The organism is Leifsonia sp. Ger2509 (genome assembly GCF_055231915.1).
The window spans coordinates 1,388,354-1,400,040 of record NZ_JBUYVB010000003.1; the positions used below are offsets into that span (position 1 = coordinate 1,388,354).

Here is an 11,687-nt window from a genome sequence, read left to right on the forward strand (position 1 = left end):
ACCGAATGATTTTGCGGTCCGTGCCGCCGTCAGCCCCTCGTGCGGATAGTGTGATTCCATGGTGCACCCATGACCAGTCTCGTCGGGCCGACCCGCTCCGCGCCAGGTGCGCGTGACGCGGTCTTCGCGCAGCTCGCGGGAGCGGGGCGCGCAGAACAGGTCGCCCAGCGGTTGACGGATGCGATCGTACTCGGCGTGCTCGTGGCCGGCGAGCGCCTACCGAGCGAGGCAGAACTCGCCCGACGGTTCGGGGTCGCGCTCGTGACCGCGCGCGAGGGGCTTGGCATCCTCCGCGAGGCCGGCCTCGTCGAAACGCGGCGGGGCCGCGACGGCGGGAGCTTCGTCATCGAATCGCCTGCCCCGCACGCCGCGCTGGTCCGCGCACGGTTGCGCGGCCTCTCGCAGGTCGAGCTCTCCGACCTCGCCGTCTACATCACGGCCATCGCCGCGGCCTGCGCCGATCGCGCCGCGGAACGCTCGGCGCCGGCCGACGACGAACGGCTGCGCAACTGGCTCGACGCCGCCGACTTCAGCACGCCGGCAGAAGCCCGGCGCAACGCGGGAGGATTCTTCCTCGAACTCGCCGTCCTCAGCCAGTCAACGCGTCTCGTGCGCGAACAGATCCGGCTCCAGGCCGAATTCGGTCCGGTCCTCTGGCTCGGGATGTCCGACTCCGGGATGCGCGACCGCACGTCGGCCGCGACCCGCGCCATCGCCGACGCCATCGCCTCCCGCGACGGCGAAGCGGCCCGTGCCCAGGTGACCGCCCTCATCCGGTCGATCGCTGAATGGCTCCTGGCCGCTCGGGCCGGACTCGAGAAGGGCGGAGCGCTCGATGGCTAGGCAGGCGACGACAGGACACCCGAGCGTCGACGACGGCGCCGGACTCGTCAGTTCGCTGTTCGACGGCGTCTTCGACCAGCTCGCCCAGTGGCGCGAGCAGATCGCCCGCGGTCCCGCCGAGACCACGCCGTCGAAGCTCGACGAGCTCGCGTCGGCGCTCGTGCTCCCGTCGCTCACCGCCGACGACGCGGTGCTCATCGGCGCCGGGTTCATCGCGGCTCCCGCCTACGTCCGCGGCCGCGACGTGCATTTCGCCTGGTGGCTCGGACCGCTCGAGGACAACCCTCTCCTGGGCACGACCGACGGCCCGACGAAGCTCGACCTCTCGACGCGGGGCTATGCCGACTACCTGCGCGACTTCCGATCGCTCGAGTGGTACAGCATCCCCGAGACCACGCACCAGACGCACATCACCGGGCCGTACGTCGATCACCTCTGCACCTGCGACTACATCGTCACGCTGACGATGCCGGCGGAGATCGACGGCACGATGATCGGCGTGGTGGGCGCGGACATCTATGTGAAGCGGCTCGAGCGGGAACTGCTTCCGACACTGCTGGCGATCGGGCAGCCGGTCACGCTGGTGAATGAGCAGGGCCGGGTGATGGTCTCGACCGACCCGACGCTCGCCGTCGGAACGCTGCTTCCCGCACGGCCGCCCGCATCCGGCGCGAGCGGCTACGAACTGCTCGCGTGCGCGGGCACCCCGTTCGCACTGGCCGTCGAAACCGACGCCTCGTGAACAATCATCCGTTGTTATATGTTTGAGACACGAGAGTGTGCATCGCGGCAGACCCTGAGGGCGCGCGTGCACCTGAAAAGGAGACTCACATGAGCTACGCAGTCATCAACCCTGCCACCGGTGAGACGGTGAAGACCTACCCGACCATCACGGACGCCGAGCTCGATGCTGCGATCGGCCGCGCCGACGAAGCACACCGCACCTGGTCGCGCTCCACCACGGTCGCCGAGCGCGCCGCCCTCATCCGCCGCGTGGGCGAACTCCACGTCGAGCGGCGCCAGGAGCTCGCCGAGATCATCGTGCGCGAGATGGGTAAGCCGATCGAGCAGGCGCTCGGCGAGGTCGACTTCGCTGGCGACATCTACGGCTACTACGCCGACAACGCGGGGGATCTGCTCAAAGACGAGCCGATCACGCTGCTGGCCGGCGAGGGCTCGGCGCTCATCCGTCGGAGTTCGCTGGGTGTGCTGCTCGGCATCATGCCGTGGAACTTCCCCTACTACCAGGTCGCCCGCTTCGCCGGACCCAACCTGATCATCGGAAACACGATCCTTCTCAAGCACGCCGAGCAGTGCCCGGAGTCGGCAGCGGCGATCGAGCGGATGTTCCTCGACGCGGGCTTCCCCGAGGGCGCCTACGTCAACATCTACGCGTCCCACGACCAGATCGAGAAGGTCATCGCCGACCCGCGCGTTCAGGGCGTCTCGCTCACCGGCTCCGAGCGGGCAGGCGCTGCGGTCGCCGAGATCGCCGGCCGCAACCTCAAGAAGGTCGTGCTCGAGCTCGGCGGCTCGGACCCGTTCATCCTGCTGTCGACCGACGATCTGGATGCGACCGTGCAGAACGCGGTCGACGCGCGTCTCGACAACAGCGGCCAGTCGTGCAACGCGGCCAAGCGGTTCGTCGTCGCCGACGAGCTGTACGACTCGTTCCTGGCGAAGTTCACCGCCAAGCTCGCCGAGGTGGAGGCCTCCGACCCGACCAGCGACGACTCGGCGCTCGGCCCGCTCTCGTCGCTCAAGGCGGCGGAGGGCCTCGACGAGCAGGTCAAGCGCGCGGTCGAGAACGGCGCGACCCTGGTGCGCGGCGGCGGTCGCAACGGGGCGTTCTTCGAGACCACGGTGCTCACCGACGTGACCCCGGAGAACCCGGCCTCCCAGGAGGAGTTCTTCGGTCCGGTCGCGCAGGTCTTCCGCGCGAAAGACGAGGCGGACGCCGTGCGCATCGCCAACAACACCCCGTTCGGCCTCGGCTCGTACCTCTTCACGACCGACGAGCAGCAGGCCCTGCGGGTCGCCGACCAGATCGAGGCCGGCATGGTGTTCGTCAACGTCGTGCTCGCCGACGGCGCCGAGCTGCCGTTCGGCGGCATCAAGCGGTCGGGCTCCGGACGCGAGCTCGGCCGGTTCGGCGCCGACGAGTTCGTCAACAAGAAGATGATCCGCATCGGCTGAGCGCCCTCGCGCAGTCCCACCCGTCGAGTCCCACCCGTTGAGTCCCACCCGTTGAGTCCGGGAAAAGTCCGCTGGAATCGTTCGTTCCGGCGGACTTTTCCCGGTCTCAACGCCGCGGAGGGACCGCGGATGGGACCGCTGACACGCCGAGACCAACTAAACATCCTGTTTTATAGGTTTTAGTGCGCGGTTCCCACTATATTGGGCACACACGACGAGGTGCCCGCGGTCAACGGTGACCGCACACGGCCCTCTGGTATGACCCGGAAGGCAACGAATGTCAGCAAATCCGTCCACCTCCGACCACCTCGCCGACGGCGAGCATCTGGCGGTCCTGGGGTACGAGGATTCCTTCAACCGATCGATGTCGCTGTGGGCGAATTTCGCCCTCGGTTTCACGTATCTCTCGCCGCTCGTCGGCGTGTACTCGCTCTTCGCGCTCGCAGTCAGCACCGGCGGCCCGCCCTCGATCTTCTGGATCTTCATCGTCGGCGCCGGCCAACTGCTGGTCTCGCTGGTGTTCGGCGAGGTGGTCTCGCAGTATCCGATCCACGGCGGCATCTACCCGTGGACGAGGCGACTCTGGGGTCGCCGGTATGCGTGGATGGCCGCCTGGATCTACATCTGGGCGATGATCGTCACGATCACCGCGGTCGCCGAGTTCGGCAGCGGCTTCCTCGCCAGCCTCTTCGACATCCCGGTCACCAAGGAGGTGACCCTGGGGCTCACCACGCTGTTCCTGGTGGTCGCGCTCGCCTTCAACTTCTCGGGCACGAAGACCCTGGGTCGGGTCGCGCGCATCGGCCTCGCCGCCGAGCTGATCGGCGTCATCGCCGTCGGCCTGTACCTGCTGATCTTCCAGCGTCACCAGTCGTTCAGCGTCTTCTTCGACACGATGGGCGTGCAGGGCAACGGTCCGTACATCACGGCCTTCCTCGGCGCAGCACTCGCGGGCCTGTTCCTCTTCTACGGCTTCGAGGCCTGTGGCGACGTCGCCGAAGAGGTCGAGAACCCGGCCCGCCGCATCCCCCGCGCGATGATGATGACGATCGTCGTCGGCGGCGTCTCAGCCCTGTTCGCGTTCGGCGGCTACGTCATGGCGGCGCCCGACCTGCAGGCGATCGTCGACGGCAAGGACGCGGACCCGATCCCGAACATCCTGCAGTCGGCCCTGGGCGACGTCGGCGCGAAGATCTTCCTCGTCGTCGCGCTCACCGCGTTCCTCTCGTGCGTGCTGAGCCTGCAGGCCGCGGCGAGCCGCCTGCTGTTCTCGTTCGCCCGCGACGGGATGATCCCGGGGCACACCTGGCTCGCCAAGGTGTCGCCGCGCAGCAAGGTCCCGACCAACGCACTGATCGTCGCGTGCGTGATCCCGCTGCTGATCTGCGTGATCATCTATCTCGGACCCGACGAGCTGCTCACCCAGATCACGTCGTTCGCTGTGCTCGGCATCTACGTCGCGTTCCAGTCGGTGGTGCTCGCCTCCCTGCGGCAGCGGATCAAGGGATGGAAGCCCGCTGGCCCGTTCAACCTGGGCAAGGCCGGCTACGTCATCAACGTGGTCGCTCTCGCCTACGGGATCTTCGCGATGGTCCTGCTGGCGTGGCCCGGCCACAGCGGGGTGTTCGTCAACGACTGGATCGTCCTGATCGGCCTCGCCATCGTCGCCGGCACCGGACTGCTCTACCTGTTCATTGCGCGGCCCGACCGCAAGTCGAACGCGCCCGAGGGTGACGCCATCCGGGTCGCCGAGCTGCTGCGGGCGCGCCGCTAGCAGCGAACCCGTGCGACCGAGTGTCGCCGTTCCCGTCGAGATGATCCGCCGCACCGGCGATCCTCGGCGGGACCGGCGACACTCGCCGTAAACCGCCCTACGCGGTGCCGGGAAGGGATGCGCGTGGCCGGGGATGCACGACCAGCGCAGCACCACCGAGCATGACGGCCGCCGCCGCGATGACCCAGCCACCGACGAGGAACACCCCGGCCGGGTGCACGATCGACTCCCCGGCGAGCGCCTGGAAGGTCACCAGCGCAAGGACCGCGACGTAGACGAACGCGGCGACGACCACGAGGCGCAGCCGGATCCGGTCGTCAGCGAGCAGGCTCCAGCGCCGACCGAGCCAGCCCAGGAGGATCGCGAAGAGCGGCAGCAGTTGCAGCGCGTGCATGCCGACGAAGTGCGGGATGCGCAGATCGCCCCCGACCGTGCTCCAGCCGAGGAGCGGAAGGCCGGGTCCCCCATCCGCCAGCCCCACCGTGTGCGCGCCGGCGATCCCCTGGAAGTCCGAGAGCTGCTGGGAGGTCGGGCTCGTCATCAGGTAGGCGAGCCCCATGCCGATGAGCGCGATGACGGCGCCCGCCCGCACGGCGAAGGTGGTTGAAGCGGTCGGCAGGCGGAGGAAGAACACGGCGATCGTCGTGAGGAACGTGCACGCGTAGAGCGTGGTGATCGAGATCGCCATGATCGCCCAGACGGTCGTCGCGAACGGGGTGCTGACGTTGAAGTGGCTCGTGGTCCCCGCGGCCGCGGCGCCGACGATGGCGACCTGCTCGACGATCAGAGCGACCGCGATGACGGTGCCGACGGTGTGCGCGAACCGGCGCCAGCGGGGCAAGTGCGCGATCAGCCACGCCCAGGTGACGCTGTACAGGAAGATCGAGATCGAGAACTTGAGGGGCTTCAGCCAGGTGTCGACACCGGTCACGACCCGATGGTCGACGGCCAGTCCGACGAGGCACACGGCGGCGCAGACCACCATGAGTGCGGCGACCGTCATCAAGGGACGGTGCCAGGCGAAGACGGCTTTCATGAGATGCGCCTTTCTGTCGTGACGTAGGCCTGCGCGATGCGGCGGAGGCCCGCTGCGAGGGTGTCGCCGAGCACCGTGCCGACGACCATGAGCTCTGCCATGTCCGTCGGGTCGGCCAGTCGGGCGACCGCGCCGAGGTCGGCCTCGGCCACATGCTGGGCCGCCGCCGCGTACGCATCGAGGTACGAATCGGGTAGTGGATAGCCGGCCCGGTCGAACGCGTCGACCACGCGGGCCGCGATCTCGCGCCCAGGATTGTCCCCGCAGTCACCCCAGCCGGCGCGATCGATGACGCCGTCCACGCGGGCAAGGGCTGCGGCCGAGCCCTGCGAGATACCCGAGACGGTGTCGCGGGACAGCGCACGCTGGGCGATGTCGAAGGTGTGGGCGATCGGAGCATCCGGATCGTCGAGCGCCGTGAGCACGCTCGAGATTGCGCCGATCGAGAGCTTTCCGACCTCGAGCATCGCGCGGATGAGCCGCAGCCGGTGCGCGTGGGAGTCGGCGTACTCTGTGCGGTTGCCGCCGACGCGCGCCCCCGCCGGCAGCAGGCCCTCACGGACGTAATACTTGATCGTCGCCGCCGGCGTGCCGGAGATTTCGGCGAGTTCCGTGATGAGCATGCAGTGATAGTAGCACTACCGGTAGCGGCACTACCAGTGCAATTCCGAAAGAAGGGGCGGCCGCGCCCCGAAACGCGACCGCCCCTCCGGCTTGCTGCTGGCCGGCGGCTGCTAATGCCGCCCGGAGGCCAGCAGTGTGAGCAGAGTGAACGTCACCCCACCAAGACCGGTCACATCGTCATAGCCCTTCGCGGTCTTCAGCGACGTGTCGGCGTCGAGGGTCACCAGATAGCTGTTCCCGCTCGACGGGCTGGTGAACTCGAGCGCGCGGGTCGGCGTCTGCGGCACGACGTCACGGAAGCTGTTCGGCAGGATGCGGTCCAGGCCGTACAGCGTCGGGTTCGCGAATCCGATCGTCCTGTGCGTCGCCTGCTGCACGATCGCGATCTGCGCGGCGACGACGGGTGTCGCGAGCGACGTGCCGCCGTAGGTCGCATTCCCGAACTGGCCCGTGGCGAGCGTCGAGTCGTCGACGATCGGGCTGTAGCCGATCAGGAACCCCGTGTACGGGTCGGCGATCGCCGCGACATCCGGCGAGACGCGGAACCCGTGCGCCAGGGAAGTGGGGACGATGCCCCGCTGGTAGTCCGGCTGGGCGAACACTGCGCTCGTGCCTCCGCCCGCGCCCCCGGCGAATCCGCCGAAGTTCTCGAAGGGAGTCCCGGGAAGCGGCGTGCTGTAGACGGGCGTGCCCGACGCGTCGCGGATGATGTAGTCGCGGGTGCTCCCCCATCCGGTCTCGTACGCGATCCTGCCGCTCTGGTCGATGCCGAGGCTCGTCCCGCCGACCGCGGTCACCCACGGGGACGACGCCGCGAAGTCCGGCGATGCGTAGCCGAGGCGCGCCGCCTCGTCACCGTTGTCGCCACTCGAGAAGTAGAGCCCGATGCCTTCGCCCGCAGCCTGGATGTAGAGGTTGTTCTGACCCTGGAGCGTGTTGGTCGGAACCGCTTCTCCAGCGTTGCCGTAGCTGTTGCTCACGATGTTCGAGAGCTTGTTGTCCAGGATGGTCGACATCGCGATATCCAGTCCGCCACCGCAGTTGAAGCCACCGACGTAGAGGATGTTCGCCCCCGGCGCGATCGCGTGGGAGGACTCGACGTCGAGCGTCTGCTCCGTCTGCCACCCACTCGGCTGCTGGCAGGCGGCCTGGTCGACGAACTGGCTCGGGGTGGGGACGATCTGCCGGTACTGGCCCGAAGTCAGCGTGGGCTCACCCAGCGAGGTCGCGTACGTGTTCGCATCGTCCAGGATCGTCGGCGACGCGTAGGCGTCGATGATCGCGATCGTCTGGCCCCTGCCGTTCACTCCGGCCTTGTTCAGCTTGTCGAGGCCGTACGCCGACCGCAGCTGCGAGGGGGTGTAACCGCAGATGTACGTGCCGTACTGGGTCTGCCCTCCGTACGCGGGCGGAACGGTCGCGGTGTGCTCACCGGCGTAGTTCGAGCACTGCGCCTGCACGATGGGCGTAGCCGCGGCCTTGCTCGTGATGCTCGGTGCGCTCGACCCGGCAGCGCCATCCGGAGTCGCCAGGTCGGGCCTGGTGAGCAGGCGGGACTGATCGAGGCTGATGCCGGAGACCTTCGGAGCCAGCGACGCCGGTAGCGAAGGCGCGTGCGACGGAGCCACCAGCCGGTGCTTCTCGACACTGTACGTGCGCAGTTCGGTCGAGAAGGCCGCGCCCAGTTGCGCGGCGGTGCCACGGAAGACGACGAACTCGCGGTTCGCCGGGGTGGCGAAGATCGTCAGACCCTTGCTCTTCAGGAAGTCGACCATCGCTTTGAAGTCGGTCCTGGTCGGAGAGAACCGAGCGATCCACGCCGACGGGGTCAGCCCCTTGCGGAAGCCCGCATTGAGCGGAGAAGAGACGGCTTTGGCGAGCGCCACGGCGCCGGCCTCGTCACGAAGAGGCAGGAAGATCTCCCCTTCGAAGCTCTCCGCTGCCGGTGCTGCACCTGCGTCATTGGCCGGGGTGGCCCATTTGGGGACGGACCCCGAGTAGCTGACCCGGTCGGCGGCCACTGCGCCTCCCACTCCGGTCATCGATAGTGCGACCACTGCGGCCGCGGTTGCCAGGATTGCGACGGTCCTCTTGTGGAGGGCGCGACGTATGACGCGAGATGTCATGAATGTCGTCCTTAACTCGGCAGTGAGAAGGTGCGCGACGCGCACCTGATCGCGACAGTATCCCGCATCCGTTCTAGCCACAAGATGGGGTAGACAGGTCTGCCGAAATTTCTGCACGACCGAAAGGAATGCATGCATTTTGGGATGCGAAAAGGCCCGCCCCCGAGGGGAGCGGGCCTTTCGATGAGGGTGCTACTAGATCGCGTTGACGTCCAGCGGGATGCCAGGGCCGAACGTGGTCGACACGGCACCCTTCTGGATGTAACGGCCCTTCGAAGCGGACGGCTTCAGGCGAACGACCTCTTCGAGAGCGGTGCTGATGTTGTCGTTGAGCTGCTCAGCGGTGAAGCCCGCCTTGCCGACGACGAAGTGCACGTTGGAGTGCTTGTCGACGCGGAACTCGATCTTTCCGCCCTTGATGTCGGAGACGGCCTTCGCAACGTCGGGCGTGACCGTGCCGGTCTTCGGGTTCGGCATCAGGCCGCGGGGACCGAGCACCTTACCGAGACGACCGACCTGGCCCATGAGCTCCGGGGTCGAGACGGCAGAGTCGAAAGCGGTGTAGCCGCCGGCGACCTTCTCGATGAGCTCGGCGCCGCCGACCTCGTCAGCGCCAGCAGCGATGGCCGCTTCGGCCGCGGGGCCGGTCGCGAACACGATGACGCGCGCGGTCTTGCCGGTACCGTGAGGAAGAATGACGGTACCGCGGACCATCTGGTCCGCCTTGCGCGGGTCGACACCGAGCTTGAGGGCGACCTCGACGGTCGAGTTGAACTTCGCGGAGCCGGTCTCGCGCGCGAGGGCGACGGCTTCGCTGGGGGTGTAGTACTTTCCGGGCTCGATCTTCTCGGCCGCGGCCCGGTAGGCCTTTGACTTCTGTGCCATGTGTTTCTCCTGATTCGAGATTGTGGTCTGGATGAGCCTGGCTGGCTCTGCCACGTGTTACCTGGTGGGAGGGAAGCGTCGCCCCGCAGGGGCGCCAGCGTGTGCTGGGACGCTCAGCCCTCGACCGTGATGCCCATGGAGCGGGCGGTGCCTGCGATGATCTTCGACGCAGCGTCGAGGTCGTTCGCGTTGAGGTCGACCATCTTCTGCTCGGCGATGGAGCGGACCTGCTCCTGGCTCAGCTTCGCGACCTTGACAGTGTGCGGCGTGCCGGAACCCTTGGCGACTCCTGCGGCCTTCTTGATGAGCTCCGCCGCCGGCGGGGTCTTCAGGATGAACGTGAACGAGCGGTCCTCGTAAACGGTGATCTCGACCGGGATGACGTTGCCGCGCTGCGACTCGGTGGCCGCGTTGTACGCCTTGCAGAACTCCATGATGTTCACGCCGTGCTGACCGAGCGCCGGACCGATAGGCGGTGCAGGGTTGGCGGCGCCGGCATTGATCTGAAGCTTAATCAGACCAGTGACCTTCTTCTTCGGTGCCATGTTTCTTCCTTCTTTGTGGGTATTCGAGCTTCACGGGCGAACCCGGTCCGCTCTCCCGGTTTCTCGGCCTTTCCGAGACCCGGTGAACTGAAAATCGTCAGAGCTTGGTGACCTGGTCGAAGCTGAGCTCGACCGGGGTCTCGCGCTCGAACAGCGACACGAGCACGGTGAGCTTGCCGCTCTCCGGCTTGATCTCGCTGATCGAACCGGGAAGGCCTGCGAACGAGCCCTCCTTGATGGTGATCGTCTCGCCGATCTCGAAGTCGACCTCGGCCGGGATGACGCGCGCCGCGGTCTTGCCGCCCTTCGCGCCGCCCTTCGCAGCCGGAGCCTCCTGGATCTGCACCAGGCTCTTCAGCATCGAGAACGCCTCTTCGAAGCGCAGCGGCGTGGGGTTGTGCGAGTTGCCGACGAAGCCGGTCACACCCGGAGTGTGACGGATGACCGACCAGCTGTCCTCATTGAGGTCCATCCGCACCAGCACGTAGCCGGGGATGCGCACACGGTTGACCATCTTGCGCTGGCCGTTCTTGATCTCGACGACGTCTTCCATCGGAACCTCGACCTGGAAGATGAAGTCCTCCATCGACATCGAGACCATGCGGTTCTCGATGTTCGACTTCACGCGGCGCTCGAAGCCCGCGTAGGAGTGGATGACATACCACTTGCCGGGCTTGCTGCGCAGTTCGGCACGGAACTCTTCGTAGGGGTCGACCGGGCTGGCCTCTTCGTCTTCGACCGCCTCGACAGCGGCCTCCGCCTCCTCGGCGGAGTCGACTTCGAGCGCTTCGTCGACGACGCGGTCGGCCTCGGGGTCGACGGCTTCCGCCATGGCGTCGAGCACTGCGTCGAGGTCGATCTCGGTGCCGTCCTCGGCCACGATGTGGAGCGCCTCGTGCTCGGCCGCGTCGACCGAGTCCTCTTGCGAGGCCAGAACGTTGCCGGTCTGCGCCTCATCGTCTTCGGAGGACTGCTCGGCTGCCGTCGCCCAGTCCACGTCGTCGCGATTTGTCTCAGACACTGAATTCATTCCATTTCTCTTGTTTGCCGATGCAGCCCCTCGTGCATCCGGCCTGGTGCATCTACCTCCGCCGCCGGAAGCTCCGGCCGGCGCATGACGGCTACTTCGGGTTACCGAACACCCACACGACACCGAGCCCGAAGATCCAGTCGAGCAGCGATACCAGCGCCATCATGATGACCACGAACACCAGGACCACGCCCGTGTAGCTGAGCAGCTCCCGGCGCGTGGGCGTGACGACCTTCCTCAGCTCCAGGATCACCTGGCGGATGAACAGGGCGATCCGCGCGAAGGGTCCACGCTTCTCAGCGCGATCCTTTTTCGCGTTTGCGACGATTTCCTCGCTCGGCTCGTCGATAACTTTTCGGGCCACCTCGTTACACCTTTCGTGGGCCGACATGTAGATGCCGACTTGCAGGGCGGACAGGACTCGAACCTGCAACCTGCGGTTTTGGAGACCGCTGCTCTACCAATTGAGCCACCGCCCTAGGGATGAAACGCGACACACTCTCACGCTCGTCTCAGGCATCAGGCTACTCGAAGAAGCTCCGAGGTTTCTTACGGAGCAACGCGTTGCTCTGCCAAAAAAGGGCGCAAAAAAGCATGGCAGATTTCAACTACCTCGAACAAGTGTAGG

At 66.9% G+C, this 11,687-nt stretch carries 11 protein-coding genes and 1 tRNA gene; 4 read left to right on the forward strand and 8 right to left on the reverse strand.

Annotated features, from left to right (window positions below; translation table 11 throughout):
* Positions 1 to 69 precede the first annotated feature (69 nt).
* The 4 genes from ACV7NN_RS06845 (at position 70) to ACV7NN_RS06860 (ending at position 4,813) form a co-directional block, all read left to right on the forward strand.
* A complete protein-coding gene (locus tag ACV7NN_RS06845; RefSeq protein ID WP_463348823.1) occupies positions 70 to 843 on the forward strand; it encodes a FadR/GntR family transcriptional regulator in 774 nt (257 codons plus the stop codon).
* Positions 836 to 1,585, forward strand: a complete 750-nt coding sequence (locus ACV7NN_RS06850; protein WP_463348824.1) for a cache domain-containing protein — start codon at positions 836 to 838, stop codon at positions 1,583 to 1,585. Before ACV7NN_RS06845 ends, ACV7NN_RS06850 begins: the two co-directional genes overlap by 8 nt.
* A gap of 89 nt (positions 1,586 to 1,674) precedes the next feature.
* Positions 1,675 to 3,039, forward strand: a complete 1,365-nt coding sequence (locus tag ACV7NN_RS06855; RefSeq protein ID WP_463348825.1) for an NAD-dependent succinate-semialdehyde dehydrogenase — start codon at positions 1,675 to 1,677, stop codon at positions 3,037 to 3,039.
* Positions 3,040 to 3,316: 277 nt separating this feature from the next.
* Entirely contained in the window at positions 3,317 to 4,813 is a 1,497-nt protein-coding gene (locus ACV7NN_RS06860; protein ID WP_463348826.1) for an APC family permease, read from the forward strand.
* 97 nt (positions 4,814 to 4,910) lie between these two features.
* Here the strand turns inward: ACV7NN_RS06860 and ACV7NN_RS06865 are convergent, their stop codons facing one another.
* The 8 genes from ACV7NN_RS06865 to ACV7NN_RS06900 all read right to left on the reverse strand — a co-directional run bounded on the left by ACV7NN_RS06865 (position 4,911) and on the right by ACV7NN_RS06900 (position 11,538).
* Entirely contained in the window at positions 4,911 to 5,849 is a 939-nt protein-coding gene (locus ACV7NN_RS06865; protein ID WP_463348827.1) for a hypothetical protein, read from the reverse strand.
* On the reverse strand, positions 5,846 to 6,472 hold the full coding sequence (locus ACV7NN_RS06870; protein WP_463348828.1) for a MerR family transcriptional regulator: 627 nt from the start codon (positions 6,470 to 6,472) through the stop codon (positions 5,846 to 5,848). The genes ACV7NN_RS06865 and ACV7NN_RS06870 overlap by 4 nt, the downstream gene beginning before the upstream one ends.
* Before the next feature lie 111 nt (positions 6,473 to 6,583).
* On the reverse strand, positions 6,584 to 8,599 hold the full coding sequence (locus tag ACV7NN_RS06875) for a S53 family peptidase (RefSeq protein ID WP_463348829.1): 2,016 nt from the start codon (positions 8,597 to 8,599) through the stop codon (positions 6,584 to 6,586).
* A gap of 195 nt (positions 8,600 to 8,794) precedes the next feature.
* Entirely contained in the window at positions 8,795 to 9,484 is a 690-nt protein-coding gene (gene rplA, locus ACV7NN_RS06880) for a 50S ribosomal protein L1 (RefSeq protein ID WP_463348830.1), read from the reverse strand.
* Between the two features lie 113 nt (positions 9,485 to 9,597).
* Positions 9,598 to 10,029 (reverse strand): 50S ribosomal protein L11, encoded by a 432-nt coding sequence (rplK, locus tag ACV7NN_RS06885; protein ID WP_345763597.1) that lies wholly within the window; start codon positions 10,027 to 10,029, stop codon positions 9,598 to 9,600.
* A gap of 97 nt (positions 10,030 to 10,126) precedes the next feature.
* Entirely contained in the window at positions 10,127 to 11,050 is a 924-nt protein-coding gene (nusG, locus tag ACV7NN_RS06890) for a transcription termination/antitermination protein NusG (protein ID WP_463348831.1), read from the reverse strand.
* 100 nt (positions 11,051 to 11,150) lie between these two features.
* Positions 11,151 to 11,423 carry a preprotein translocase subunit SecE gene (gene secE, locus ACV7NN_RS06895; RefSeq protein WP_463348832.1) on the reverse strand — a complete coding sequence of 91 codons (273 nt, stop codon included), beginning with the start codon at positions 11,421 to 11,423 and terminating at the stop codon, positions 11,151 to 11,153.
* Between the two features lie 42 nt (positions 11,424 to 11,465).
* Positions 11,466 to 11,538 (reverse strand) — tRNA-Trp (locus ACV7NN_RS06900).
* Between the last annotated feature and the right edge of the window lie 149 nt (positions 11,539 to 11,687).

Excerpts from the sequence above, each read along its gene's own strand:
- ACV7NN_RS06855 (WP_463348825.1), top strand. The coding sequence starts at position 1,675 with ATGAGCTACGCAGTCATCAACCCTGCCACCGGTGAGACGGTGAAGACC.
- rplA (WP_463348830.1), bottom strand. The coding sequence starts at position 9,484 with ATGGCACAGAAGTCAAAGGCCTACCGGGCCGCGGCCGAGAAGATCGAG.
- ACV7NN_RS06850 (WP_463348824.1), top strand. The coding sequence starts at position 836 with ATGGCTAGGCAGGCGACGACAGGACACCCGAGCGTCGACGACGGCGCC.
- ACV7NN_RS06870 (WP_463348828.1), bottom strand. The coding sequence starts at position 6,472 with ATGCTCATCACGGAACTCGCCGAAATCTCCGGCACGCCGGCGGCGACG.
- ACV7NN_RS06865 (WP_463348827.1), bottom strand. The coding sequence starts at position 5,849 with ATGAAAGCCGTCTTCGCCTGGCACCGTCCCTTGATGACGGTCGCCGCA.
- ACV7NN_RS06875 (WP_463348829.1), bottom strand. The coding sequence starts at position 8,599 with ATGACATCTCGCGTCATACGTCGCGCCCTCCACAAGAGGACCGTCGCA.
- rplK (WP_345763597.1), bottom strand. The coding sequence starts at position 10,029 with ATGGCACCGAAGAAGAAGGTCACTGGTCTGATTAAGCTTCAGATCAAT.
- ACV7NN_RS06860 (WP_463348826.1), top strand. The coding sequence starts at position 3,317 with ATGTCAGCAAATCCGTCCACCTCCGACCACCTCGCCGACGGCGAGCAT.
- ACV7NN_RS06845 (WP_463348823.1), top strand. The coding sequence starts at position 70 with ATGACCAGTCTCGTCGGGCCGACCCGCTCCGCGCCAGGTGCGCGTGAC.